This is a genomic window from Microbacterium canaveralium (genome assembly GCF_047238045.1).
GTDB lineage: Bacteria > Actinomycetota > Actinomycetes > Actinomycetales > Microbacteriaceae > Microbacterium.
Map to the genome: position 1 here is coordinate 346,858 of NZ_JBDFMA010000003.1, position 24,443 is coordinate 371,300.

A 24,443-nucleotide genomic window follows, 5' to 3' on the forward strand; every position below is an offset into this window, starting at 1 on the left:
GCCGTGGCCGTCGACCGGGAGCGCGTGGCCGCGCTCGTACGCGAGCTGCTCGAAGCGATCGGTGAAGACCCCGACCGCCCGGGCCTGCGCCAGACCCCGGCGCGCGTGGCGGATTCCTGGACGGAGTTCTTCGGGGGAGTGGGGCAGGATGCCAGCTCTCCCCTGCAGCACACCATCTCGGTGAGCCGCGGGCCGGCGCCCGACACCCTCCCCTCCGGCGCGGTGATGCTGCGCGACATCGCGTTCCGTTCGATGTGCGAGCACCACCTGCTGCCGTTTCGGGGTCACGCGCACGTCGCCTATCTCCCGGGCGAGCAGGTCGTGGGGCTCGGCGCGCTGCCGCGCGTGATCGACATCCTCGCGGCCCGCCCGCAGGTGCAGGAGCGTCTCGGCGAACAGGTCGCCGACACGATCGCGGGTGCTCTCGACGCGCGCGGCGTGCTGGTCGTCCTGGATGCCGAGCACGAGTGCGTCACGATGCGCGGTGGCCGGCAGCCCGACGCCTCCACGGTGACCATCGCTGCACGTGGCGTGTACACCGAGCCCGTGGCACGGGCGGAGCTCGTCGCCCTCATCGGGAGGGGTCGTCCGTGACCCTCGTCATGGGGATCGTCAACGTCACCCCCGACTCCTTCAGCGACGGCGGCCGTTTCCTCGACCCCGACGTGGCGATCGCCCACGCCCGATCCCTGCGCGCGCAGGGGGCCGACATGCTCGACGTGGGTGGCGAATCGACCCGCCCGGGAGCCGAACGCGTCGCGCCCCGGGTCGAGCAGCAGCGAGTGTTGCCGGTCGTCGAGGCGCTGGCATCCGAGGGGCTCATCGTGAGCGTCGACACGATGAACGCGACGACGGCGCGCGCGGCGGTCGCCGCCGGTGCGAGGATCGTCAACGACGTGTCCGGGGGTATGGCCGATCCCGACATGCTCGCCGCGGTTGCCGACACCGACGCCGACATCGCCCTCGGGCACTGGCGGGGTCCGTCGGTGGAGATGTACGCCCGCGCCGAGTACGACGACGTGGTGGCCGAGGTCCTCGCCGAACTGCAGGAGCGGGTGGACGCGGCCGAGGCGGCCGGCATCCCCCGCGCCCGCATCGTCGTGGACCCGGGTATCGGATTCGGAAAGCGCGGTGAGCAGAACTGGCAGGTTCTGCGCGCTCTGCCGCGGCTGTCCGGGCTCGGATGCCGAGTGCTGATCGGCACGAGCCGCAAGAGGTTCCTGGCCGAGGCGCTGGGCGGCGACGCCGATCTCGGGCGACGCGACCTGGCCACGGCCGTCACCAGCGTTCTGGCCGACCGAGCCGGCGCCTGGGCCGTGCGCGTCCACGACGTCCCGACCACCCGCGACGCCCTCGCCGTCGCCCACGCCTGGGAGGCCTGATGGACTTCGCCGACGAGATCACGCTGACCGGGGTGCGCGCCTTCGGCTTCCACGGCGTCTACGCCGACGAGAAGCGCGAGGGGCAGGAGTTCGTCGTCGACGTCGTGCTGCAATTGTCGCTGCGCCCGGCGGCGGAGTCGGACGACGTCGTCGACACGGTTCACTACGGCGAACTGGCCGAGCGCATCGTGGCCCACGTCGAGGGCGACCCCGTCGACCTGCTCGAGACGCTCGCGCAGCGCATCGCCGACGACGTCCTGGCCGATGAGCGTGTCATGCTCGTGACGGTGACCGTCCACAAGCCGCAGGCCCCCATCACCGTGCCCTTCGGTGACGTATCGGTGACGATCCGGAGGGGGCGCGCGTGAGCGTCCGCCTTGCCCACGGAATCGGCGATCCACCCGCCGACCGGCCCGTCGCCGCCGTCGTCGCGCTCGGCGCCAATCTCGGTTCGCGCGCAGACACGCTGACGGCGGCGGTCGAGGAGCTGCGGCTCCTGCCGCTGACGACCGACGTCCGCGTGTCGACGCCGATCGAGACGGTGGCGGTCACCCTCGCGGGCGAGGACGTGGACGCCCCGCGATACCTCAACGCCATCGCCCTGCTGCGGACACGACTGGCTCCCGCGACCCTGCTGCGGGAGCTGCATCGCATCGAGGCCGAGCACGGGCGGGTGCGGCGCGAGAAGTGGGGCGACCGAACGCTCGACCTCGACCTGATCGCTTACGGCGACGTCCGAATCGAGGAGGAACACCTCACGGTTCCTCATCCTCGCGCGCACGAACGTGACTTCGTGCTCGCGCCGTGGCTCCAGATCGATCCGGATGCCGAGATTCCGGGCCGCGGGCGGGTCGACGCGTTGCTCGCTGCGGTGCGGGGCGGTGCATCGTGAAGCGGACCGGGGCGACGATCCTCATCGTCGCCGTGCTCGCGGGCCTCGTCGTCGGGTTCCTGGTCGACGCGGTTCTGACGTCCACGGGGCGCCCCACGTTCGTGCCGGCGGCGAGTCTGCCGACGATCCTGGTGCTTCTCGGTGCGATCGTCGTTGCGTTCGCCGTGCCGATCTTCCGCGCTTCTCGGGGGCGAAGCGGTCGCCGTATCGACCCGTTCCGGGCGTTGCGGATTGCGATGCTGGCGAAGGCCTCCTCTCTCGTGGGAGCTGCGGCGACGGGCTTCGCGGTGGGACTTCTCGCTTTCGTCTTCACGCGTCCCTTCACTCCGTCGTTAGGCTCATTGGGGTCGATCATCGCGACGGCCGTGTGCGGTGCCGTCCTCGTCGTCGCGGGACTCGTGGCCGAGCAGCTGTGCACCATCCGGAAGGACGACGATGACGAACACCCCGGATCTGCCGGAGAGCACCCCGACGCCGGTCCCTCCGTCGGCTGAGCCCCCGGCATCCGTCCTCGACGACGCGACCTACTCCCGCATCCTCGAGCCGCGCGGCGAGGGACGTCTCCCTCTCGGCGACGGCACGTGGCACCAGCTCGCGCGCGCCTACGTCCGAGTCCAGCTGATCTCGCAGGGGGCGGTGTTCCTGGTGGTGCTCGCCGCGGCGATCGTCGCACAGATCGTCACCGGACTGATGTGGCAGTGGATCCCGGCCGGCGTCGTGCTGCTGGTCACCGCGATCGGAATGATCATCACGCCGCGCCAGGCGCGGTCGTTCGGATACCAACTGCGCCGCGACGACCTGGTGTTCCGCCGCGGCATCCTGTGGCAGAGGGTCGTGGCCGTGCCGTACGGACGCATGCAGCTGGTCGACATCACCCACGGTCCGCTGGATCGGGGATTCGGTATCGCCCAGCTGAAGCTCGTCACCGCAGCCGCATCCTCGGGGATCACGATCCCGGGCTTGACGCAGAGCGCGGCCGAACAGCTGCGCGACACTCTCATCGACGTCGCCGAGACCCGCCGGACCGGGCTGTGACTGATCCGCGGCAGCCGGAACCGTCGGCGGAGGTGGGTTCGACACCGCCTCGACCTGAGCCCGCGTGGGGTCCGCCGTCGCCTGACGCGATCGCGGCGCCCGCGTCGGGTGCCGAGGTCGCTGGGCCCGCCGGGGGCGTGGGACCCGCCGAGGGCGCTGGGCCCGCCGGGGGCGCCGGACCCGCCGGGGGAGGGGAGAGCCCCGAGGGTGCGCCTCCCCGCGCCATGGTCCGCTCGCCGTTGAGCGATGGCGAGTGGCAGCGTCTGCATCCGCTCACCCCGTTGCTGCGTGGCGGACTGTTCCTCGTCGTGATCATCGGTGTCATCGTGGCGAACCTGCGGGAGCGGTTGATCGAGTTGTTCCTGCCCTCCGTGACGGACCTGCCTCCCGGTGTCGTCCCGCCGGATCCGGTCGACTTCATCCTCGCGAACAACCTCATCCTGATCGCCGGGGGCGGGGCGCTCGCGGTACTCGTGGTGCTGCTCGTGATCTTCCGGCTGTCGTGGCGCTTCCACACCTTCCGGATCAGCGACGACGACGTCGAAGTGCGCTCGGGCGTCCTCTTCCGAACGCACCGGCGAGCGCCGCTCGACCGCGTGCAGGGCGTCAATCTCACGCGACCCCTCGTTGCCCGCATCCTGGGCTTGGCGAAGCTCGAGGTGGTGGGCGCCGGACTCGATTCCAACGTCAAACTCGAGTACCTGTCGGCTCCTGCCGCCGAGACCGTCCGAGGCGACATCCTGCGGCTGGCATCCGGTCGACGTCTCGCGGAACGCGGCGCGGCGACGGTCGCCCCGGGATCTTCGGTCCAGCAGGCCGCTGACGCGGTGGCGGCTGGCATCCAGGGAATCGTCGACGGGGAAGACTTCTCGGATGCCGAACCCGAGAGCATCGTGCGAATCCCGTTCGGGCGTCTCGTCGCTTCGCGCGTGCTGAGCGGTTCGACCCTGATGCTTGTCGTGCTGATCGTCGCGATCGCGGTCGCTGCGTCGCTCTCCACACTGTGGGTGCTGTTCACCATCGTTCCGGCGTTCCTGGCTTTCGGGGCGTACTACGTGCGTTCGATCGCGCGTGGCCTGCGGTACTCCATCGCGCCGAGCCCCGACGGGGTGAGGCTCACGCTGGGCTTGTTCACGACGATCAGCGAGGTGCTGCCGCCGGGACGCGTGCACGCGATCGAGGTCCACCAGCCGCTGCTGTGGCGACCGTTCGGCTGGTGGAGCATCTCGATCAACAGACTTTCGGGTCGTGGCTCGACCGATTCCACCACCGACCCGTTCGCGGCCGTGCTCCCTATCGGGACGCGGGAGGACATCGAGCGGGTGCTGCGGATCCTGGCTCCGGCGCTGCCGCCGGACGAATGGACGTTCGTGTTCCGGGACGGCATCCTTGGTCCGGTGGACGACGACCCCTACGTGACGACACCGGGGCGCGCGCGGCTGTTGCGGCCTTTCTCATGGCGACGCAACGGCGCGGTGCTCTCGGCCGACGCGCTGTTCCTCCGGCGGGGCTGGGTTCATCGGACGCTCGCGATCATCCCGCTGGCGCGGCTGCAGTCCATCGGCCTGCGCCAGGGACCCGTCGCGCGCGCAACGCGCACGGCGACCCTGGCCGCGCACGTCATCGCGGGCACGGTTCGCACTTCGGTCGGCGCGCTCGACCGGGACGCCGCCGTCTCCCTGTTCGAGGACACCGCGCGCTTCACCATCGCCGCGGCGGCGGGCGACCGTAGCCATCGGTGGGCGGGATGAGCGGCGGACGCGACGGTCGGCTCGGCGTCGGCATCATCGGCGCGGGGCGCGTGGGGCCCGTTCTCGGCGCGGCGCTGGCGGGTGCCGGCCACGCGTTGACCGGCATCACGTCGGGATCGGACGACGACCGTGTGGAAGCCATCCTCCCCGGTGTGCCGATCCTGCCGCCCGAGGAAGTCGTCCGGCGCAGTGAGCTCGTGGTCGTCGCCGTTCCGCATGCCCAGCTCGCGGGGCTCGTGGCCGGACTCGCCGACCTCGGCGCCTGGCAGCCTGGACAGCTCGTGCTGCATACCGACCCCGCGTACGGCGTCGATGTGCTGGCGCCGGCACTCCAGCGTGGGGCGATCCCCCTCGCGATCCATCCCGCGATCGTCTTCACCGGCGCGTCGTCGATCGATCTGCGCCAGCTCGCGCAGGCGTACGCCGCGGTCACGGCGCCCGGACCCGTCCTGCCGATCGCGCAAGCTCTGGCCGTCGAACTCGGATGCGAACCGGTGGTGATCGCGGAGTCCGACCGTTCCGCGTACGCCGAGGCGGTCGCGACGGCCACCGAGTTCTCGCGTTCCATCGTGAGGCAGGCGGCGGGACTCTTGGCGGGCGTGGGAGTGGAGAACACGGGCGGGTATCTGTCGGCGCTCGTGCGTTCCAGCGTCGACCAGGCGCTGGTGGACGGGACCGGTCCCGTCCGCGCGGACGACCTTCCCCCGGACGCTACGATCGACGAATGATCCGCACCATCGAGGATCTGCGCACCCGACTGGCCGAGGCCAGAAGCGCAGATCGCCCGGGCGGTGCTGCGCGCGTCGCTCTCGTTTCGACGCTCGGGGCCCTCCATGACGGCCACCGCGACCTCATCCGCACCGCCCGAGAGCGTGCCGACGTCATCGTGGTGTCGACTTTCGTCAATCCGCTGCGGTTCCGCACGGCGGAAGAGACCGCGGCCTATCCCCGGACCCCTGAGGCGGATGCCGATCTGCTCGACCGATTGGGCATCGATCTCGTTTTCGCACCGACCGCGCGGGAGTTCCTCCCCGCGGGTACGGCCACGACCCGCGTGTCCGCGGGCGATCTCGGCCTGAGGTACGAGGGGCGCACACGGCCCTTCTACTTCGACGGTGTTCTCACGGTCGAGGCGAAGCTCTTCCACCTGATCCGTCCTGACGTCGCCGTGTACGGTGAGCGCGATCTCCAGCGGGAGTTCCTGGTGCGGCGCATGATCCGCGACCTGGACTTCGGCATCGCGACGGCGCTGGTCCCGACCGTGCGCGCCGAGGACGGCCTCCCGATCTCGAGCCGTATCGACCTGTTGGATGATGCGGATCGCCGGGCTGCGGCCAAGCTCCCCATCGCGCTCGAGGCCGCCGCATCGAACGCCGATCTGGGTGTCGACTCGTGCATCGCGGCGGCGCAGTCGTCGCTGATGGGCGAACCACGTATCAACCTGGAGTACCTCTCGGTGGTCGACCCGGAGACGTTCCTTCCCGTCGACGACGGGCACCGTGGTCGCGCGATCGCGCTCATCGCGGCGACCGTCGGTGGGCACCGCTTCATCGACAACGCCGAGATCTCGCTGCGCTGACGCGCACCATCCACCCGCGCCCCGCGGGTGTCGGTCGCTCCGCGGTGGCAGCGGCCGCGTTCCGGGAAAACGCGGAGCGGGCCGCGGATAAACTCGATGCGACCCCGAGGAGCCTTCACGATGACCGACGCGCCCGCGAACGACGCCGAACCGACCGAAGACGACGTCTTCGAACAGAAGGCGGTCCGTCTCGCGAAGCGGGAACGCCTCCTCGCCGAGCGGGCGGATGCCGCCGGCGGACCCTACCCGGTCGGTGTTCCGGTCACCGACACCATCCCCGCACTGCGCGAGCGCTATGGCGACCTCGAGGCGGGCGCGGAGACCGGTGTGACCGCAGGCGTCGCAGGACGCGTCGTGTTCAGCCGCAACACCGGCAAGCTCTGCTTCGCCTCGCTGCAGGCGGGCGACGGCAGTCGCATCCAGGCCATGGTCTCGCTCGCGAATGTCGGTGAGGAGTCGCTGCAGGAATGGAAGGAACTCGTCGACCTCGGCGACCACGTTTTCGTCTCCGGTGAGGTGATCTCGAGCCGCCGCGGCGAGCTCTCGATCATGGTTTCGGACTGGGCCATCGCGTCCAAGGCCGTGCTGCCGCTCCCGAACCTGTACTCCGAGCTCAGCGAAGAAAGCCGGGTGCGCAGCCGTTTCCTCGATCTCATCGTGCGCGACCGCGCACGCGACACGGTGCTGGCGCGGGCGAAGGTCAACGCGAGCCTGCGCCGCACCTTTGCCGAGCGCTCGTTCGTCGAGGTGGAGACCCCGATGCTGCAGGTCCAGCATGGCGGTGCCAGTGCTCGACCGTTCGTCACGCACTCCAATGCCTTCGACGCCGACCTGTACCTGCGCATCGCCCCCGAACTGTTCCTCAAGCGCGCGGTTGTGGGTGGGATCGACCGCGTGTTCGAGATCAACCGCAACTTCCGCAACGAGGGTGCGGATTCGACCCACAGCCCCGAGTTCGCGATGCTCGAGGCCTATCAGTCGTACACCGACTACAACGGCATCGCCGACCTCACGCAGACGTTGATCCAGGACGCGGCCATCGCCGTGGCCGGCTCCACGACGGTGACGTGGGCGGACGGAACCGAATACGACCTTGGCGGCGAATGGGACCGCATCTCGATGTACGACTCCCTGTCGGAAGCCGCGGGGCGCGTCGTGACTCCCGAGACGACCCTCGACGAGCTGCGTGCGATCGGCGCGGAGGCCGGTGTCGATGCTCCGGCTCACGAGACGCACGGCAAGTGGGTCGAAGAGTTGTGGGAGCACTTCGTGAAGGGCGGATTGACGCGCCCCACGTTCGTGATGGACTTCCCCGTCGACACCAGCCCCCTGGTGCGTGAGCACCGTTCCATCGCGGGCGTCGTCGAGAAGTGGGACCTGTACGTGCGGGGATTCGAGCTCGCCACGGGGTACTCCGAGCTGGTCGACCCCGTCATCCAGCGCGAGCGTTTCACCGAGCAGGTGAAGCTGGCCGCGCGCGGTGACGACGAGGCGATGTCGATCGACGAGGAGTTCCTGCGTGCGCTCGAACACGGCATGCCGCCCACCGGCGGCATGGGAATGGGTATCGACCGTCTCCTCATGGCCATCACCGGTCTCGGCATCCGCGAGACGATCCTGTTTCCGTTGGTGAAGTAGCCGACTCGCGCTCGAACACCCACTCGGGCAAGCGCGCGTGGGCGACCAGGGTCGCCACGATGTCGGCGAGGCCGTGGTCGGGATCGATCTCGCGTGCGTGATCGGCGTAGGCCGCCGCGTGCGTCGATCGCCCTGTGGCCCAGGCGAGCCAGGCGCACGCCGCGAGGGGCCCGGCCCGCCCGGCGAGTGGGGTCGCCGCGGCGACCTGGCGACACGCGGTCAGTGCTCGGTGAAGTCGCGTCGACTCGGGCTTCGCGCCTTCCCCCCACATCGGACGTGCGAGGTCTTCCGGGAAGGAGCCTCCGTCAGCGAAGGCGAACTGGGCGCGGTAGATCGCGTCGCCGGTGGCGAGGTCGCCGACCCACTGCATCAGCGCGACGTCCCGAAGTGCGGGTCGCTGCAGGCAGAACGCCACCGCGGCGAGACAGGGAGCGTCGAGCGGCGACTCGGACGCGATGGCGGCCTCGAACAGGGCCGGGGGATCGCTCAGGTCGTCGAGGAGCGCGGCCGCGGCTGTTCGACGGTGGATCGGCAGTCGCCTTCCCGCGGGGGAGCGGGAGACCAGATGCTCGGCGTCTACCAGCAGTCGTCCCACCGCTTTGCCCACGGTCGGCCCGATCACGGGAAGCGCGGCCGCGGCTGACTGATCACCGTCGACGGCAGGCATCGGGGGAAGCTCTGACGGTGCCGCGATCTCCGCGAGCGGTTGCGGTCCGGTAGCGGAGGGTGCGAGATAGCTGTCCCACCCGTTCGCGCCCACGACCAGCGCATGCGTCACGTGGAGACCGCAGATGTCGGCCCGGGACATGAGAGCCTCCACCAGCGCACGATGCGGGAGAGTCTCGGCATGCCTGAGGCGGGTGTCGGTGTAAACGACAGCGGCGATGGCATCCGTCTGCGAAACCTTGCACGCCATCCCGATGACGGTCGATGCGACACTGTCGACGCCGGCGGCGTGCGACGGGTCGGGGAGGTCGACACGCAGAGCGCCGACGGAGCGCCCTGCGGCGAAGGTGATGACGGCGAGGCTGGATCTCGGTGTGTACTCCAGGAGGTGGGGGACGAGGGCGAGGAACTCGGCGGAGGATCCGGCGCGGACGATCGTTGGCATGCCCCGAGGGTGGCGCAGGCTTTGCGGTGGCCGCGGCGCGATCGGCACGATCTGGGGAGGGATTGCCAGGATGGCGTGGTGGGAGGGAACGGTCGCCCTCCCGACCGACGCACAGGCGTTGCCCGTATCCTTGGAGGGTGGATGACATGTGGGCCGGCGTGCTGTGGGCGATCCTGCCGACCATCGTGGTCTCGGTGACCTTCTTCTTCATCCTGCGCGGAGTCATTCGCATGGACCGCACGGAGCGCAAGGCGTACGCGCGCATCGAGGCGCAGGAGCGTGCCAAGCGCGGTCTCCCCGCCTCTGACAGCAGCGAGCGCTGAGCCCCGCCGTCCCCCGCGTGTCGGGGCCGGTCACTACGCTGGGGGGACATCCCGCCCAGGAGGTCCCGTGATCGACACCACGTTCGAGGCGAGCTGGCTCGTCATCGCGCTGTTCGTGATCGATCTGGTCGTGCGCATCGCCGCCGTCATCATCGTTCCGCGCAACCGCCGACCCACCGCGGCGATGGCCTGGCTGCTCGCCATCTACTTCATCCCGTTCGTCGGCGTGTTCCTGTTCCTCCTCATCGGGAACCCGCGTCTGCCGCGAAAGCGCCGTCGCAAGCAGGCCGACATCAACCGGTACATCCACGACACGAGCGAGTCGCTCGAGTTCGGCACGCTCCGCCCGAACGCGCCCGACTGGTTCCGTGCGCTCGTGCGCCTGAATCGCAATCTCGGAGCGATGCCCATCGCGGGCGACAACGCCGCGACCCTCATCGCCGACTATCAGGAGAGCCTCGACGCGATGGCGGATGCCATCCGGCAGGCGAAGCGCTACGTCCACGTGGAGTTCTACATCCTCCAGACCGACGCCTCCACCGACAACTTCTTCCGCGCGCTCGAAGAGGTCGCCGAGCGCGGTGTCGTCGTGCGGGTGCTGCTCGACCACTGGGCGAACCGTGGCAAGCCGTTCTACCGCCAGACGTTGCGTCGCCTCGACGCCATGGGGGCGCACTGGCACCTGATGCTGCCGGTGCAACCGCTGCGAGGGCGCTACCAGCGCCCCGACCTCCGCAATCACCGGAAGCTCCTTGTCATCGACGGCGCGGTGGCCTTCATGGGCTCGCAGAACGTCACGGATTCGTCGTACAACCTGCGTAAGAACATCCGCCGCGGACTCCACTGGGTCGACCTCATGGTCCGCGTCGAGGGCCCGGTCGTGGCCAGCGTCAACGCCGTGTTCCTCAGCGACTGGTACAGCGAGACAGACGAGACGCTGACAGACGAGATCGACCTGTTCAGCGTCGAATCCGGTCCCGGAGACCTGGATTGCCAGATCGTTCCCTCGGGCCCGGGCTTCGACTTCCAGAACAACCTCAAGCTGTTCCTAGGGCTTCTCTTCGCGGCCCGCGAGCGCATCATCATCGTGAGCCCGTATTTCGTGCCCGACGAGGCGCTGCTCCTGGCGATCACCACCGCGTGCCAGCGGGGCGTGCACGTGGAGCTGTTCGTCTCCGAGGAGGGCGACCAGGCGATGGTCTACCACGCCCAGCGGAGCTACTACGAGGCGTTGCTGACGGCCGGCGTGAAGATCTGGATGTATCGCAAGCCGTTCATCCTGCACAGCAAGAGCCTGACGATCGACGATGAGGTGGCCGTGATCGGGTCGAGCAACATGGACATGCGCTCGTTCGGTCTCAACCTCGAGATCTCGATGCTCGTCCGCGGCGAAGAGTTCGCGCGCGAGATGCAGCGGGTGGAAGACGTCTACCGCACGCTGAGCCGCGAACTGACGGCGGAGGAATGGCGGCGGCAGCCCCTGCGCTCCACGATCCTCGACAATCTCGCGCGTCTCACCTCGGCGCTGCAGTGACCCCACCGGAGGCATCCATGGTCCGACGTTCCCTGCCCGTCCTGATGGGCCTCGGCATCCTGTCGGTCGGGGTGCTCGTCGGCTGTGCGACGGGTACCGGCTCCGTTCCCGCCGAGGATGAGACCCCGGATGCCACGTCGCCGAGCGCGTCGTCAGAGGTCGACGCGGGGTGGCTCGACGCGGGCCGCGGTGTCGCGGTCGTGACCCTGGGCAGTTCGTCGTGCGTGCCGGTCGCCGCGGATCCCTCGATCTCGGGCACGACGCTGACCGTCGACCTCGTCGACGTCACCGATGGTCCGTGCACGCGCGACATGGCGCCGCGTGCGACATACGTTGCGCTGCCGTCGGGTGTCGACCCGACGCAGGATCTCGACATCGTCGTGACCGGCGCCGTCGCCGGGGCGACGTCGCTCGCGGGCCTGGCGACGTCTCCGGCGCCCGTCGCGGAGTTCGGGCCGAGCGCCGGGTGGGTCGGTGGCGATCTCGCCGCGATCCTGACGTGGGGCAGTTCCGGATGCCGCCCTCAGCTCGAAGCCGTGACCTCCTCGGACGCAGGGGCCACGGTCACCTTCGCCGAACCGCCCGCCGACCAGGTCTGCACCATGGACCTCGCTCCGCGCGTGACTCTCGCCGACCTCACGGGGATCGTGGGCGACGGCTCCGTCGAGCTGACGCTCTCGGGCGGCAACGTCGCGTCGGACGGCCCGGTTCCCGTGCTCGGCAACCGTTGACGCTCCTCCCCATCGCGGTAAGGGGAGGAGTTCTCCCCAAGAGAGGCTGCCGCGGCGCCACGGGTTGCACTCGACAGGGCACGCTCGACAGATGGATCCGCGTCGCTTGCCGCCCGAGCTCGGGCCGCGATTCAGCGTGCGGCAAGCGCTCGAACTCGGAGTGACTCCGGGGCTTCTGCGGTCGCGACGCCTGGATCGACCGTTCCACGGGGTGCGGTCGCGTCTCGAGACCGGTGCCGGGGAACATCTGGATGCCGTCCTCGCGTACGCCACCCGAATGTCCCCGTATGCGTTCATCAGTCACCGCAGTGCCGCGGTCATGTGGGGCCTTCCCCTGCCCGGACCGCTGGCGGCGTTGCGTCCCGTCGACGTGTCCGTCATCTTCCCGCGGCGCGCGCCGGAAGGGCGTGGAGTTCGGGGGCATTCGGTGCGCGGGTCCGGGGTTCACGTCTGGGATCATCCGCAATTCGGCGTCCGAGTGAGTTCGCCTGCGTCCACGTGGGTCCAGCTGGCCGGGGACCTTACCCACCCGTACGACCTGGTCGCCGTCGGAGACGCGCTGGTGAGACAACCCCAGCACCCCAACGACCCCGGGGCGCTGGCGACAGTCGATCAGTTGGGGCGGGCACTGTCCGCGGGGCGTCGCGTGAAGGCCGAAGACCTGCGTCGCGCGTTGCCCCGGATCCGCAACGGTGCATCTTCTCGCCCCGAGACCTGGACGAGGCTCCTCGTGGTCGACGCCGGACTGCCCGAGCCGACTCCGGCGTTCGAGATCGCCGACGACGCCGGTGATCTCGTCGCTCGCGTAGACCTCGCGTTCGAAGCCGAGCGCCTGGCGCTCGAATACGAGGGCGAGCATCACCTCACGAGCCCGGCGCAATGGCGTCGCGACATCGAACGGATCGAACGACTCGCCGACCTCGGCTGGCGTGTCATCCGGGTGACTGCGGACGACGTGTTTCGGCATCCGGATGCTTTCGTCCGACGCGTTCGGCGAGCACTCGACGAGCGTCGCCTCTGACCTCCCACACGTCGGGTGTTCGCTCCGTCGCCTTCGGTCGCGGCAATTCGTTGCGCTCGCGGTTTGGTCGCGCCAAATTGCACGACTGAACGGCCTCCTCTGACGTCCGTCGTGTCATGGTCGCGGCAATGCGTTGCGCTCGTGGTTCGGTCGCGCCAGGTTGCACGACCGAACGGCCTCCTCTGGCGTCCGTCGTGTCATGGTCGCGGCAATTCGTTGCGCTCGCGGTTTGGTCGCGCCAAATTGCACGACTGAACGGGCCCCCTTTGGCGTCCGTCGTGTCATGGTCGCGGCAATGCGTTGCGCTCGCGGTTCGATCGCGCCAGGTTGCACGACCGTAGTAGCGACGCGTGTCGCGCAGACGCACCGGTGGCAATGAGACACCGTCACTCGTCTCGGTCGCGCGAAAGTGTCGTTGACCCTGTTCGGTCGTGCAACTTGGCGCGACCGAAGGACATTGCCGCGGCGCCACCCCGCCTCAGCCGCGGCAAAGTGCTGCCCGCGGCCTAGGGTCGTGCAACTTGGCACGACCCACGGTGGCGACGGGCGCGCGGCGACGCTGCGCCTGCACCACCAACAGGACGCTATCCCTGCACCACCGACAGGACGCTATCCCTGCACCACCGACAGGACGCTATCCCTGCACCACCAACAGGTCGCCGACCTCGCAGTCGAGGGCTCGGCAGATCGCCGCGAGGGTGGAGTAGCGGATTGCGCGGGCGCGGTCGTTCTTCAGCACGGACAGGTTCACGATGCTCACCCCGACCAGCTCGCTCAGCCGGGTGAGTGTCATGCCTCGCTCGGCGAGCAGTTCGTCGAGTCGGCAGTGGATGCCGCTGGGGCCGTCGTCCTCGGTCGCGGGGCTCACACGAGTCCTTCCGTGTCGCGCTGCAGACGGATGCCGTAGGAGAAGACCACGGAGAGGGCGAGGACGCCGAGACCCACGAGAGCCCATGCCGGATCGAACGACGACCCGATGACGAAGACGTTCCCGGCCGCCGGGTTCAACTCGTCGGCGGCCATCATTCGGCCGAGACCGCCCAGTCCGGCCGACAGGATGCCACCGATGAGCAGCGAGGCCCCCGCCACCCGTGTTGCGACGACCAGAGCGCGGTGGAACGGACGTCTCCACAGCAGCAGGAGGAAGAAGAGCATTACGGACCCGACGGTGAGGAACGTCGTCAGCGCACCCGCGGCCGCGCCGAGAACGAGCAGGGTGCGCGCACCCGAGCCCAACTCGTCGGTGATCACCCACGCCGACTCGTAGCGCGCCGTGATCGGTGCGCCCGGCGTCGTCACGACGGTGGCGTCGGTCAGCAGGCTGAAGCCGCCCGCTCCCGTCGCGATGCCCACCGCCGACCGGATCCCGGGCAGGGCGAGCGCGAACCCCATCACCACACCGGCCGCGATGAACAGCAGGAGGATGCCGCGCTCCATGCGGGCGGACACCCACGCGGGTGTGCTCATCAGACGAGTCCTTCCGTGTCGCGCTGCAGGCGGTCGCCGACCGAGAACACCGTGCCGGCGACCGCGGCGACGAACGCCGCCCCCAGCAGCACGGGCAGATCGATGACCTGCACGGGTCCCCGGTCGTAGGTGTAGTCCGAGATCCGGGCGAGAGCGCCGTTGGCGACCATGTTCTGGAAGAACGGCACGCCGGCCAGGCCGACGAGGGTGACCGTCCCGGCGGTCGTGACGATCGCGGTGTTGCGTCTGCTGAAGATCTGTCCGCGGAGGATGCCGATCGTCAACGTCAACAGGAGGGCCACCACGGTCACGACCACCACCGCGAGCAGCACCTCCGCGATCACGAGTGCCCACAGGGACGCGACCGGGAGCTCGGGGGCGACGATCGCGCCAGCGCCGAGCTCCACCGGGACGGGCGCACCGTCGGGGCCGAGCGGGGCCTCCGCCGCCGTGTCGAGGAACGGCATCGCGACCCGGACGTCGCGATTGGGGAGGGCCTGGACGATGGTCGCGACGCTCTGCACGACGGCCCAGACGGCGAGGCCGACCCCGGCCACGAGGAAGAGCAGCAGGCTGACGGTGTCGCCGCGCGAGAGGGCGCGGGAGGTCGGGCGGGGGGATGCCATGACGACTCCTTATCGATGATCGTTGTTATTGACTTTCGATAAGTTATCGATCATCGATGTGTGACGCAAGCCCCGCACCGTCGCGGGTATGCCCACGGCGAACACGGGTCCGCGGCATCCGGCCGCTGGTTACTCTCGATGTACGGCGCGCGGAGGCGTGCCTGTCAGCCCATTCCTGGAGGGACTGAGGATGTTCGAGAGATTCACCGACCGTGCCCGTCGCGTGGTTGTGCTCGCCCAAGAAGAGGCGAAGATGCTCAACCACAATTACATCGGGACCGAGCACATTCTCCTCGGCCTCATCCATGAGGGAGAAGGTGTCGCCGCCAAGGCGCTCGAGTCCCTCGGCATCTCGCTTGACGCCGTGCGCGAGCAGGTGCAGGACATCATCGGCCAGGGTCAGCAGCAGCCGACCGGTCACATCCCCTTCACGCCGCGCGCGAAGAAGGTGCTGGAGCTGTCCCTGCGGGAAGCGCTGCAGCTCGGCCACAACTACATCGGCACGGAGCACATCCTGCTCGGCCTGATACGCGAGGGCGAGGGCGTCGCCGCTCAGGTGCTCGTCAAGCTCGGCGCCGACCTGAACAAGGTCCGCCAGCAGGTCATCCAGCTGCTCTCGGGTTACCAGGGCAAGGAGCCGGCGGGCGTCGCCTCCGGCGCCGGGGAGCAGAGCCAGGGCGCTGCCCAGGGCGGCTCGGCCGTGCTCGACCAGTTCGGCCGCAACCTCACGCAGGCCGCGCGCGACAACAAGCTCGACCCCGTGATCGGGCGCGAGAAGGAGATCGAGCGGGTCATGCAGATCCTCTCGCGTCGCTCGAAGAACAACCCCGTCCTCATCGGCGAGCCCGGTGTCGGAAAGACGGCGGTCGTCGAGGGCCTCGCGCAGGCGATCGTCAAGGGCGACGTGCCCGAGACGCTGAAGGACAAGCAGGTCTACTCGCTCGACCTCGGTTCGCTCATCGCCGGTTCCCGCTACCGCGGTGACTTCGAGGAGCGCCTCAAGAAGGTCACCAAGGAGATCCGCACGCGCGGCGACATCATCGTCTTCATCGACGAGATCCACACCCTCGTGGGGGCCGGTGCCGCCGAGGGTGCGATCGACGCGGCATCCATCCTCAAGCCCCTCCTCGCCCGCGGTGAGCTCCAGACCATCGGTGCCACCACGCTCGACGAGTACCGCAAGCACTTCGAGAAGGATGCCGCCCTCGAGCGCCGCTTCCAGCCGATCCAGGTCGCCGAGCCGAGCCTGCCCCACGCGATCAACATCCTGAAGGGGCTGCGCGACCGCTACGAGGCCCACCACAAGGTGCAGATCACGGACGGCGCGATCGTCGCCGCGGCGAACCTCGCCGACCGTTACATCAGCGACCGGTTCCTGCCCGACAAGGCCATCGACCTGATCGACGAGGCCGGCGCGCGCCTGCGTCTGTCGATCCTGTCCAGCCCGCCGGAGCTGCGCGAGTTCGACGAGAAGATCGCCAAGGTCCGCGAGCAGAAGGAGTTCGCCTCCGAGGAGCAGGACTTCGAGAAGGCTGCCGCTCTGCGCGACGAGGAGAAGTCGTTGCTCGCCGAGCGCCTCCGCCTCGAGAAGCAGTGGCGCTCCGGTGACGTCGCCTCCCACGCGGTGGTCGACGAGGGTCTGATCGCCGAGGTGCTCGCCCAGGCGACCGGCATCCCGGTGTTCAAGCTCACCGAGGAAGAGTCCAGCCGCCTCATGTTCATGGAGAAGGCCCTGCACCAGCGGGTCATCGGCCAGGAAGAGGCGATCGCGGCTCTCTCGCGCACGATCCGTCGTCAGCGCGCGGGCCTCAAGGACCCCAAGCGTCCCTCGGGCTCGTTCATCTTCGCCGGCCCCACGGGCGTCGGAAAGACCGAGCTGGCCAAGGCGCTCGCCGAGTTCCTCTTCGACGACGAGGGTGCGCTGATCTCCCTCGACATGTCGGAGTTCGGTGAGAAGCACACCGTCTCGCGTCTGTTCGGTGCCCCTCCCGGATTCGTCGGGTTCGAAGAGGGCGGCCAGCTCACCGAGAAGGTGCGCCGCAAGCCGTTCTCGGTCGTGCTCTTCGACGAGATCGAGAAGGCCCACCCCGACATCTTCAACTCGCTCCTGCAGATCCTCGAAGAGGGTCGTCTGACCGACGGTCAGGGCCGCGTCGTCGACTTCAAGAACACCGTGATCATCATGACCACGAACCTCGGTTCGTCGGCGATCGCCGGTGGTCCGGTCGGCTTCCAGGTCGAGGGCAGCGCGCAGACGTCGTACGAGCGGATGAAGGGCAAGGTCGACGAAGAGCTGAAGCGCCACTTCAAGCCCGAGTTCCTCAACCGCGTCGATGACGTCATCGTCTTCCCGCAGCTGAACAAGGACGAGCTCCGCCAGATCGTCGGGCTGTTCGTGAAGCGCCTCGCCGACCGTCTGCTCGACCGCGACATGACCGTGGAGCTGTCGGATGACGCGAAGGACAAGCTCATCGAGATCGGATTCGACCCGACCCTCGGTGCTCGTCCGCTGCGTCGCGCCATGCAGCGCGAGGTCGAGGATCGACTCAGCGAGAAGATCCTGCACGGCGAGCTCGAGGCGGGCGACCACGTCAAGGTCGCCGTCGAGAACGGACAGTTCACGTTCGAGACCAGCCCCCGCGGCGACAAGGTCGCCATCGGTGTCGGCACGGCCGGGGAGATCTCGGCTACGCCTGACATCGTCGCCGGCAGCTGACGCGTAACGACACGAGGGCCCGGATGCCATGGCATCCGGGCCCTCGTTCTGTCTCCGGCCGGGGCGCCGTGTGCCGAGATGACCCGCCCTCGCCGAGATGACCGCCGATCCGGCCCGCACGGCGGTGATCTCGACGACCGCGGGTGATCTCGGCGGTGGAGGCCGTGGCATCCAGACCCTCGTCGTACGCTGGGACGATGACCGCTCCCGCGCCGTTCGTCGTCCGCCCCGCCGGGACCAGCGATGTCCGACGTATCCACGAGTTGCTCGAGCCGTTCGTGCAGAAGCGCATTCTGCTCGGCAAGGACCTCGTGGTGCTCTACGGGTCGGTGCAGCAGTTCGTCGTCGCCGAGGTCGACGGCGAGGTCATCGGATGCGGGGCGCTCCACGTCATGTGGGAGGACCTCGGCGAGATCCGCACGCTCATCGTGCACGACGACTGGCTGCATCACGGCGTGGGCCGCCAGATCGTCGAGGTGCTCGAGGAGAACGCGCGGGCGCTGGGCGTCTCGCGGCTGTTCTGCCTCACGTTCGAGGTCGATTTCTTCACGCGACGCGGCTTCGCCCCCATCGGCGAGCAGGTCGTCGATCCTGACGTGTATTCGCAGCTCGTCCGCAGCCCCGACGAGGGCGTCGCGGAATTCCTCGACCTCGCGCACGTCAAGCCCAACACCCTCGGCAACACGCGCATGCTCAAGCAGCTCTGAGCGCGGCGTGGCGCGGCCGCTCAGCCTCGCCGCCTACGCTGGAACGATGACCGATGCCCCCCGCAGGCGGCGGCAATCCCCGGCGGTCTACCGACGTCGCCGCCTCGCCGCCGTGCTCCTCGCGCTGCTCGTGATCGGCCTCGTCGTGTGGCTCGTCGCGGCACCGCCGTGGCGTTCCGCCCCCACGGCCGAGCCGTCGACCGTGGCGAGCTCTGCGACGCCGGTGCCGTCAGCACCGACGACGCCCTCCGCACCGGCGGAGTCGCCGACGCCGTCGAGCACCCCGACGCCGACCGCACCGGCCGGACCCGTCGAGTGCAGCCCCGCCGACATCACGGTCGAAGCGCTCACCGACAAGGGCGAGTACGGCCAGGGCGAGAACCCTCAGCTGTCGATCCGCCTGACCAACACCTCGACGAACCCGTGCACGATGAATGTCGGCACGAGTGCCCAGTCCTTCACGATCACCAGCGGTTCCGACGTCTGGTGGCGTTCGACCGACTGCCAGTCCGAGCCGAGCGACATGGATGTCACGCTCGCGGCCGGGCAACAGGTCACCAGCGCCGCTCCGCTGACGTGGGACCGCACGCGCTCGTCGGTGTCGTCGTGCCAGGGTGAGCGGCCGTTCGCCCCGGGCGGGGGCGCCACGTACCACTTGAGCGTGTCGATCGGCGGCATCCCCTCGACGGGGACCGCATCGTTCATCCTGCGCTGACCCGCGCGGACGCGAAGAGGGGCGGATGCCACGTGGCATCCGCCCCTCTGCCGTCAGCGCTTCTCGCCGAAGACCTCGCCCTCCATCGCGTCGTAGCCCTCTTCCTTCGGGTCGCGGTGCAGGCCGCCGGACAGGGCGTACTCCTCCTCGGGGGAGAGCACGAGCCGGTGGCGTCCGTAGATCGCGAAGCCGATGAAGATGACCGCGTACACCACGATGATCGCGACGATCGCGGGGAGATACGCCGGGTTGAGCAGCAGACCGAAGAACACGATCGCCGCGATGATCGCCGCCGAGTAGGCGCCGAACAGCCCCCACGGGCTCTTGTACGGGCGAAGGGCGTTGGGGAACTTCCGCCGCAGCACGATGAACGACACCATCTGCAGGAAGTACGCCACGACCGCGCCCCACACGGCGATGTTCAGCACGATGGCGCCGGCGGGGCTGGCATCCCCACCCGCCGCCTGGACGACCACGAGCGCGAGGAAGCCGAGCACCGCGCCGAAGACGAGCGCGACCCACGGGGTCTTCCGGGCGCCGGTGAGCGACAGCCACCGCGGGTAGTACCCCGCGCGCGACAGCGAGTACATGTTGCGTCCGTACGCGAACATAATGCCCATGAGCGAAGCGAGCAGACCGATGAGGGCGAGCAGCGACAGGAGCGCCGCGGCCTGGTCGCCGACCATCGCGCGGAATCCGTCGAGCAGCGGCTCGAGCGACTGACCGGTGGCATCCGATCCGAGGACGCCGGTGTTGAGGAACAGCACGATGAGACCGGTGATGATGAGCGTGCCGCGGGCCCACAGTCCCGCGCGAGGGATGTCGCGGGCCGGCTCGTGCGATTCTTCCGCGGCCAGGGGCAGCTCCTCGATGCCGAGGAAGAACCACATCGCGAAGGGGAGGGCGAGCAGGATCGATCCGACGCCGAAGGGGAGGAACTCCGACTGGCCGGGGTCCGGCGCGATGTCCCACAGCGAGCCCCAGTTGAACGCTCCGCTGGCCAGCGCCATGATGCCGAACACCACGATGATGCCGATCGAGATGACCGAGACGACGATCGCGAAGACGAACGAGATGTTGGCGCCGGCGGCGTTCAGGGCGATGAACACCGCGTAGAGGATGATCCACCAGAGGAACGGAGGCAGGCTGACGCCGGTGAGGAGTTCGAGCGCCGAATCGGCGTACTGCCCCGAGAAGTACACGACGACGGCGGTCGTCGCGACGTACTCGATGGTCTCGGCGAGGCCCGTCGCCAGACCTCCCCACGGCCCCATCGCGGAGCGCGCGAACGAGTAGGCGCCGCCCGTGTGCGGCATCGCGGCGGCCATCTCGCCGATCGAGAACGTCAGGCCGTAGTACATGATCACCAGGACGACGAAGGCGATGAGCATCCCGCCGAAGCCGGCGAAGCCGATGCCGAAGTTCCATCCGGAGAAGTCGCCCGAGATCACCGCGGCGACGGCGAGGCCCCACAGGCCCCACACGCCGGCCGAGCGTTTCAGGGTGCGCTTCTCGAAGTAGGTGGAGTCGGTCGCGGTATAGGTGGCCCCGGCGACCTTTTTTTGAGAACTGCTCGAGGTGGACATGGAGCCTCCAGACATATGCGATCAGGCTTCGGGAGCGCCTTTGCGGAGAATCATGGCGTTCTATTGGTCGACCTGTCTACCTTTGGCGTGTAAGTTCCTCGTTACGTCCTCCGAGCGTGGGGGACCTCGAGCAGGCGAGAGGGAGATCATGGCGGGCAATCTCACCACCGCAGAATTGGATGCCGCGATCGACTCCGGCGAGATCGACACCGTCGTCGTCGCCTTCCCGGACGCGCAGGGGCGTCTGGTCGGCAAGCGCGTCGCGGCCCGATTCTGGCGCGACGAAGTGCTGCCGCACGGAGCCGAGGCGTGCAACTACCTGCTGTCGGTCGACGTCGACATGAACACCGTCGACGGCTACGCGATGTCGAGCTGGGAGAAGGGCTACGGCGACATGCTGCTCCTCCCCGACCTCGATACGCTGCGCCACGTGCCGTGGCAGGAGGGAACGGCGCTGGTCATGGCCGACCTCGCGTGGGAGGATCGCGCCGCCGTCGTGCAGTCGCCGCGTGGCATCCTGAACGCCCAGCGCGCGCGGCTGGCGAACGACGGGCTCTCGGCCTACGTCGGTACGGAGCTCGAGTTCATCGTCTTCGACGACTCGTTCCGGGATGCCTGGGCCAAGGGCTACACCGGGCTCACCGCGTCGACCGACTACAACGTCGACTACAACCTCCTCGCCACGACACGGCTCGAGCCGCTGCTGCGCGACATCCGCCGCGGCATGGACGGCGCGGGAATGTACTGCGAGGGCGTGAAGGGCGAGTGCAACGACGGGCAGCAGGAGATCGCGTTCCGCTACGCCGAGGCGCTGGAGACCGCCGACAACCACACGATCTACAAGAACGGCGCGAAAGAGATCGCCGACCGGCACGGCAAGTCGCTGACCTTCATGGCGAAGTTCGACCAGCGCGAGGGCAACAGCTGCCACATCCATCTGTCGGTGCGCGGCGAGGACGGCGAGCCCGTCATGGCCGGCGATGGGCAGTACGGCTTCAGCCCCTTCATGGAGCACTGGATCGCCGGCATCCTCGCCACCCTCCGCGAGTTCACGCTGCTGTACGCCCCCACGATCAACTCGTACAAGCGCTACGCCAAGGGGTCGTTCGCGCCGACGGGCGTCGCGTGGGGCGTCGACAACCGCACGTGCGCGCTGCGGGTCGTCGGCCACGGCTCCTCACTGCGCGTCGAGAACCGCGTCCCCGGCGGCGACGTGAATCCCTACCTCGCGATCTCCGCGATCATCGCCGGGGGACTCCACGGGGTACAGCAGCAGCTGCCCCTGCCAGCACCGCTCACCGGCAACGCGTACGCCGCCGGAGTGGACACCCTGCCGACGACCCTCCGCGAGGCCGCGAAGCTGTTCTCGGAGTCGACCGTGGCCCGCGCGGCCTTCGGCGACGACGTCGTCGAGCACTACCTGAACCAGGCGCGCATCGAGGTGGAAGCCTTCGACGCCGCCGTGACCGACTGGGAGCGCGTGCGTGGTTTCGAGCGTCTCTGATCCCGCCCGGACCCCCGTGGTGGGTCTCACCACCTACCTGGAGCGCGCGACGCAGGGCGTGTGGGACGTGCGCGCGTCGTTCCTGCCGCAGCAGTACTTCGACGCCGTGACCGCTTCGGGTGCGACCGCCGTGCTGCTGCCCCCGCAGCCCCGACCCGCGCAGGCGGCCGCCGCCGTGCTCGACGGCCTCGACGGTCTCATCCTCACCGGAGGGCTCGACGTGCAGCCCGAGCTCTACGGCGCCGAACGGCACCCGCTCACCGATCCTCCGCGCGCGGACCGCGACGCGTGGGAGCTGGCACTGCTGGCCGGGGCGCGGGATCGCGGCATCCCGGTCTTCGGGATCTGCCGCGGCCTGCAGCTCATCAACGTCGCCTTCGGCGGGACGCTGCACCAGCACCTGCCCGAGGCCCTCGGCACCGAGCGCTACAAGATCGGGGGCGGGGTGTTCGCCGAGAACGTCGTTGAGGTGGATGCCGGAACCCGGCTCGCCGGCCTCGTCGGTGCCGGAGACCTCGCCGTGCACAGCTACCACCATCAGGGCGTCGACCGCGTGGGCGAGGGGCTGCGGGTCACGGCCCGGACGGACGACGGACTCGTGCAGGCCGTCGAGACGGTCGGCGACGACTACCTCGTCGCGGTGCAGTGGCATCCCGAGGAGAACTCCGAGGACCGGCGGCTGTTCCTCGGTCTCGTCGCCGCCGCCGCAGCCCACCGCGTGGCCCGTGCCTCCGCCCAGCACCAGGGAGTCCCCTCATGAGCACCTTCACCGTCACCGATCCCTCCACCGGCGCGCCGATCACGACTCTCGCCCGTGCCGAGGTGGAGCACGTCGACGCTGCCGTCGCCGATGCCGTGCGCGCCCAGCGGGCCTGGGCCGCACTGCCCCCGGTGGCGCGGGCCGACGCGCTGCGGTCTTTCGCCCGCGTTGTCGGAGAGCACGTCGAGGAGCTTGCCGCGCTCGAGGTGCAGAACTCGGGGCACCCGATCGGGTCGGCGCGGTGGGAGGCGCAGCACGTCGCCCAGGTGCTGAATTACTACGCCGGATCGCCCGAACGCCTGATCGGTCAGCAGATCCCCGTCGCCGGAGGGCTCGACGTCACGTACCACGAGCCGTACGGCGTCGTCGGGATCATCGTGCCGTGGAACTTCCCCATGACGATCGCCGCGTGGGGCTTCGCTCCGGCGCTCGCCGCGGGTAACGCCGTGGTGCTGAAGCCCGCCGAGCTCACTCCTCTGACGGCGCTGCGGCTGGGCGAACTGGCCCTCGAGGCGGGGCTGCCCGAGGGGCTGTTCCGCGTGATCGTCGGTTCGGGCTCGGTCGTGGGGCAGCGCTTCGTTTCGCACCCCGACGTGCACAAGGTCGTGTTCACCGGCTCGACCGAGGTCGGCACCGGGGTCGCAGCCGGGTGCGCCCAGCTGCTCAAGCCCGTCACCCTCGAGCTCGGCGGCAAGAGCGCCAACATCGTGTTCGCGGATGCCGATCTCGAGAGGGCCGCGGCGGGCGTCCCGGGTTCGGTGTTCGACAACGCCGGCCAGGACTGCTGCGCGCGCAGCCGCCTCCTCGTCGAGCGGAGCGTCTACGACCGCTTCCTCGAGCTGCTCGAACCCGCCGTGCGGGCGTGGAAAGTCGGCGACCCGCGCGACGAGAACACCCAAATGGGGCCGCTCATCTCGGCATCCCATCGCTCCACCGTTCAGGGCTTCGTCGATGAGGCCCGCGTCGCCTTCCGCGGATCGGCGCCCGAGGGCGATGGTTTCTGGTTCGCCCCCGCGGTCGTGCTCGCACAGCCCGGCGACCGCATCGCGCGCGAGGAGGTGTTCGGCCCGGTGCTCGCCGTGCTGCCGTTCGACGACGAAGCGGATGCCATCCGGCTCGCGAACGACACCGCGTACGGTCTCGCGGGCTCGATCTGGACCGAGAACCTCGGCCGTGGCATCCGGGTGTCGCGGGCTGTGCGCAGCGGGGTGTTGTCGGTGAACTCGCATTCGTCGGTGCGGTACTCCACGCCCTTCGGCGGCATGAAGGCCTCCGGCCTCGGCCGGGAGCTGGGGCCGGATGCCGCCGAGCACTTCACCGAGACGAAGAACGTCTTCTACGCCACCGAGTGACCCCGCCCCTCCC

Annotated in this window: 25 protein-coding genes; 20 read left to right on the forward strand and 5 right to left on the reverse strand. The window is 69.3% G+C overall.

What is annotated here, in order from left to right:
* Positions 1 to 3: 3 nt before the first annotated feature.
* The 10 genes from folE to lysS all read left to right on the forward strand — a co-directional run bounded on the left by folE (position 4) and on the right by lysS (position 8,277).
* On the forward strand, positions 4 to 594 hold the full coding sequence (gene folE / locus ABC271_RS02560; RefSeq protein ID WP_412923350.1) for a GTP cyclohydrolase I: 591 nt from the start codon (positions 4 to 6) through the stop codon (positions 592 to 594).
* Positions 591 to 1,382, forward strand: a complete 792-nt coding sequence (folP, locus tag ABC271_RS02565; RefSeq protein WP_412923351.1) for a dihydropteroate synthase — start codon at positions 591 to 593, stop codon at positions 1,380 to 1,382. Before folE ends, folP begins: the two co-directional genes overlap by 4 nt.
* Entirely contained in the window at positions 1,382 to 1,750 is a 369-nt protein-coding gene (gene folB, locus ABC271_RS02570) for a dihydroneopterin aldolase (RefSeq protein ID WP_412923352.1), read from the forward strand. Before folP ends, folB begins: the two co-directional genes overlap by 1 nt.
* Positions 1,747 to 2,274, forward strand: a complete 528-nt coding sequence (folK, locus tag ABC271_RS02575; RefSeq protein WP_412923353.1) for a 2-amino-4-hydroxy-6-hydroxymethyldihydropteridine diphosphokinase — start codon at positions 1,747 to 1,749, stop codon at positions 2,272 to 2,274. The genes folB and folK overlap by 4 nt, the downstream gene beginning before the upstream one ends.
* Positions 2,271 to 2,768 (forward strand): DUF3180 domain-containing protein, encoded by a 498-nt coding sequence (locus tag ABC271_RS02580; RefSeq protein ID WP_412923354.1) that lies wholly within the window; start codon positions 2,271 to 2,273, stop codon positions 2,766 to 2,768. Before folK ends, ABC271_RS02580 begins: the two co-directional genes overlap by 4 nt.
* Complete coding sequence (locus ABC271_RS02585) at positions 2,710 to 3,309, forward strand: PH domain-containing protein (protein ID WP_412923355.1); 600 nt, start codon at positions 2,710 to 2,712, stop codon at positions 3,307 to 3,309. Before ABC271_RS02580 ends, ABC271_RS02585 begins: the two co-directional genes overlap by 59 nt.
* A gap of 239 nt (positions 3,310 to 3,548) precedes the next feature.
* Positions 3,549 to 5,060: a PH domain-containing protein gene (locus tag ABC271_RS02590; protein ID WP_412923356.1), complete on the forward strand. Its 1,512-nt coding sequence runs from the start codon at positions 3,549 to 3,551 to the stop codon at positions 5,058 to 5,060.
* Complete coding sequence (locus ABC271_RS02595; RefSeq protein ID WP_412923357.1) at positions 5,057 to 5,788, forward strand: DUF2520 domain-containing protein; 732 nt, start codon at positions 5,057 to 5,059, stop codon at positions 5,786 to 5,788. The genes ABC271_RS02590 and ABC271_RS02595 overlap by 4 nt, the downstream gene beginning before the upstream one ends.
* Positions 5,785 to 6,639 carry a pantoate--beta-alanine ligase gene (gene panC, locus ABC271_RS02600; RefSeq protein WP_412923358.1) on the forward strand — a complete coding sequence of 285 codons (855 nt, stop codon included), beginning with the start codon at positions 5,785 to 5,787 and terminating at the stop codon, positions 6,637 to 6,639. Before ABC271_RS02595 ends, panC begins: the two co-directional genes overlap by 4 nt.
* 120 nt (positions 6,640 to 6,759) lie before the next feature.
* Positions 6,760 to 8,277 carry a lysine--tRNA ligase gene (lysS, locus tag ABC271_RS02605; protein ID WP_412923359.1) on the forward strand — a complete coding sequence of 506 codons (1,518 nt, stop codon included), beginning with the start codon at positions 6,760 to 6,762 and terminating at the stop codon, positions 8,275 to 8,277.
* On the opposite strand, the gene ABC271_RS02610 is transcribed toward lysS, so the two are convergent.
* Positions 8,228 to 9,388, reverse strand: a complete 1,161-nt coding sequence (locus ABC271_RS02610) for a DUF4192 family protein (protein WP_412923360.1) — start codon at positions 9,386 to 9,388, stop codon at positions 8,228 to 8,230. The two genes, lysS and ABC271_RS02610, sit on opposite strands and share 50 nt — an antisense overlap.
* Before the next feature lie 137 nt (positions 9,389 to 9,525).
* Here ABC271_RS02610 and ABC271_RS02615 point away from each other — a divergent pair, with 137 nt between their 5' ends.
* From ABC271_RS02615 to ABC271_RS02630, 4 genes are all read left to right on the forward strand, one after another.
* A complete protein-coding gene (locus tag ABC271_RS02615) occupies positions 9,526 to 9,711 on the forward strand; it encodes a hypothetical protein (protein WP_412926189.1) in 186 nt (61 codons plus the stop codon).
* Between the two features lie 70 nt (positions 9,712 to 9,781).
* Positions 9,782 to 11,245 carry a cardiolipin synthase gene (gene cls / locus ABC271_RS02620; RefSeq protein WP_412926092.1) on the forward strand — a complete coding sequence of 488 codons (1,464 nt, stop codon included), beginning with the start codon at positions 9,782 to 9,784 and terminating at the stop codon, positions 11,243 to 11,245.
* 17 nt (positions 11,246 to 11,262) lie between these two features.
* Positions 11,263 to 11,976: a hypothetical protein gene (locus tag ABC271_RS02625; protein WP_412923361.1), complete on the forward strand. Its 714-nt coding sequence runs from the start codon at positions 11,263 to 11,265 to the stop codon at positions 11,974 to 11,976.
* A gap of 91 nt (positions 11,977 to 12,067) precedes the next feature.
* The gene (locus ABC271_RS02630) at positions 12,068 to 12,997 is read left to right on the forward strand and encodes a DUF559 domain-containing protein (RefSeq protein ID WP_412923362.1); all 930 of its coding nucleotides are present in this window, start codon (positions 12,068 to 12,070) and stop codon (positions 12,995 to 12,997) included.
* 634 nt (positions 12,998 to 13,631) lie between these two features.
* Here the strand turns inward: ABC271_RS02630 and ABC271_RS02635 are convergent.
* Genes ABC271_RS02635 through ABC271_RS02645 form a run of 3 tightly spaced genes read right to left on the reverse strand, consistent with a single transcriptional unit; the run spans position 13,632 to position 15,090 of the window.
* Positions 13,632 to 13,865, reverse strand: coding sequence for a helix-turn-helix domain-containing protein (locus tag ABC271_RS02635; protein WP_412923363.1), 234 nt, complete (start codon positions 13,863 to 13,865; stop codon positions 13,632 to 13,634).
* Positions 13,862 to 14,464, reverse strand: a complete 603-nt coding sequence (locus ABC271_RS02640) for a hypothetical protein (protein ID WP_412923364.1) — start codon at positions 14,462 to 14,464, stop codon at positions 13,862 to 13,864. Before ABC271_RS02640 ends, ABC271_RS02635 begins: the two co-directional genes overlap by 4 nt.
* Positions 14,464 to 15,090 (reverse strand): hypothetical protein, encoded by a 627-nt coding sequence (locus ABC271_RS02645; protein ID WP_412923365.1) that lies wholly within the window; start codon positions 15,088 to 15,090, stop codon positions 14,464 to 14,466. The genes ABC271_RS02640 and ABC271_RS02645 overlap by 1 nt, the downstream gene beginning before the upstream one ends.
* Before the next feature lie 190 nt (positions 15,091 to 15,280).
* Between ABC271_RS02645 and ABC271_RS02650 the strand changes: the two genes are divergently transcribed.
* The 3 genes from ABC271_RS02650 to ABC271_RS02660 all read left to right on the forward strand — a co-directional run bounded on the left by ABC271_RS02650 (position 15,281) and on the right by ABC271_RS02660 (position 19,228).
* Entirely contained in the window at positions 15,281 to 17,806 is a 2,526-nt protein-coding gene (locus ABC271_RS02650) for an ATP-dependent Clp protease ATP-binding subunit (protein ID WP_412923366.1), read from the forward strand.
* A 197-nt stretch (positions 17,807 to 18,003) separates the two neighbouring features.
* Entirely contained in the window at positions 18,004 to 18,513 is a 510-nt protein-coding gene (locus ABC271_RS02655) for an amino-acid N-acetyltransferase (protein WP_412923367.1), read from the forward strand.
* 46 nt (positions 18,514 to 18,559) lie between these two features.
* Positions 18,560 to 19,228, forward strand: a complete 669-nt coding sequence (locus tag ABC271_RS02660) for a hypothetical protein (protein WP_412923368.1) — start codon at positions 18,560 to 18,562, stop codon at positions 19,226 to 19,228.
* A gap of 53 nt (positions 19,229 to 19,281) precedes the next feature.
* Here the strand turns inward: ABC271_RS02660 and ABC271_RS02665 are convergent, their stop codons facing one another.
* Entirely contained in the window at positions 19,282 to 20,814 is a 1,533-nt protein-coding gene (locus tag ABC271_RS02665; RefSeq protein WP_412923369.1) for an amino acid permease, read from the reverse strand.
* Between the two features lie 148 nt (positions 20,815 to 20,962).
* On the opposite strand from ABC271_RS02665, the gene ABC271_RS02670 reads away from it, so the two are divergent.
* The 3 genes from ABC271_RS02670 to ABC271_RS02680 are packed head-to-tail and all read left to right on the forward strand — an operon-like array spanning position 20,963 to position 24,430.
* Positions 20,963 to 22,318: a glutamine synthetase family protein gene (locus ABC271_RS02670; protein WP_412923370.1), complete on the forward strand. Its 1,356-nt coding sequence runs from the start codon at positions 20,963 to 20,965 to the stop codon at positions 22,316 to 22,318.
* Positions 22,299 to 23,078 (forward strand): gamma-glutamyl-gamma-aminobutyrate hydrolase family protein, encoded by a 780-nt coding sequence (locus ABC271_RS02675; protein WP_412923371.1) that lies wholly within the window; start codon positions 22,299 to 22,301, stop codon positions 23,076 to 23,078. The genes ABC271_RS02670 and ABC271_RS02675 overlap by 20 nt, the downstream gene beginning before the upstream one ends.
* The gene (locus tag ABC271_RS02680) at positions 23,075 to 24,430 is read left to right on the forward strand and encodes an aldehyde dehydrogenase family protein (protein ID WP_412923372.1); all 1,356 of its coding nucleotides are present in this window, start codon (positions 23,075 to 23,077) and stop codon (positions 24,428 to 24,430) included. Before ABC271_RS02675 ends, ABC271_RS02680 begins: the two co-directional genes overlap by 4 nt.
* Positions 24,431 to 24,443: the final 13 nt, after the last annotated feature.

What these genes read in the sequence shown, in the direction of transcription:
- folB (WP_412923352.1), top strand. Translation starts at nt 1,382, where the DNA reads ATGGACTTCGCCGACGAGATCACGCTGACCGGGGTGCGCGCCTTCGGC.
- ABC271_RS02585 (WP_412923355.1), top strand. Translation starts at nt 2,710, where the DNA reads ATGACGAACACCCCGGATCTGCCGGAGAGCACCCCGACGCCGGTCCCT.
- ABC271_RS02595 (WP_412923357.1), top strand. Translation starts at nt 5,057, where the DNA reads ATGAGCGGCGGACGCGACGGTCGGCTCGGCGTCGGCATCATCGGCGCG.
- panC (WP_412923358.1), top strand. Translation starts at nt 5,785, where the DNA reads ATGATCCGCACCATCGAGGATCTGCGCACCCGACTGGCCGAGGCCAGA.
- lysS (WP_412923359.1), top strand. Translation starts at nt 6,760, where the DNA reads ATGACCGACGCGCCCGCGAACGACGCCGAACCGACCGAAGACGACGTC.
- ABC271_RS02610 (WP_412923360.1), bottom strand. Translation starts at nt 9,388, where the DNA reads ATGCCAACGATCGTCCGCGCCGGATCCTCCGCCGAGTTCCTCGCCCTC.
- ABC271_RS02625 (WP_412923361.1), top strand. Translation starts at nt 11,263, where the DNA reads ATGGTCCGACGTTCCCTGCCCGTCCTGATGGGCCTCGGCATCCTGTCG.
- ABC271_RS02630 (WP_412923362.1), top strand. Translation starts at nt 12,068, where the DNA reads ATGGATCCGCGTCGCTTGCCGCCCGAGCTCGGGCCGCGATTCAGCGTG.
- ABC271_RS02640 (WP_412923364.1), bottom strand. Translation starts at nt 14,464, where the DNA reads ATGAGCACACCCGCGTGGGTGTCCGCCCGCATGGAGCGCGGCATCCTC.
- ABC271_RS02645 (WP_412923365.1), bottom strand. Translation starts at nt 15,090, where the DNA reads ATGGCATCCCCCCGCCCGACCTCCCGCGCCCTCTCGCGCGGCGACACC.
- ABC271_RS02650 (WP_412923366.1), top strand. Translation starts at nt 15,281, where the DNA reads ATGTTCGAGAGATTCACCGACCGTGCCCGTCGCGTGGTTGTGCTCGCC.
- ABC271_RS02655 (WP_412923367.1), top strand. Translation starts at nt 18,004, where the DNA reads ATGACCGCTCCCGCGCCGTTCGTCGTCCGCCCCGCCGGGACCAGCGAT.
- ABC271_RS02660 (WP_412923368.1), top strand. Translation starts at nt 18,560, where the DNA reads ATGACCGATGCCCCCCGCAGGCGGCGGCAATCCCCGGCGGTCTACCGA.
- ABC271_RS02665 (WP_412923369.1), bottom strand. Translation starts at nt 20,814, where the DNA reads ATGTCCACCTCGAGCAGTTCTCAAAAAAAGGTCGCCGGGGCCACCTAT.
- ABC271_RS02670 (WP_412923370.1), top strand. Translation starts at nt 20,963, where the DNA reads ATGGCGGGCAATCTCACCACCGCAGAATTGGATGCCGCGATCGACTCC.
- ABC271_RS02680 (WP_412923372.1), top strand. Translation starts at nt 23,075, where the DNA reads ATGAGCACCTTCACCGTCACCGATCCCTCCACCGGCGCGCCGATCACG.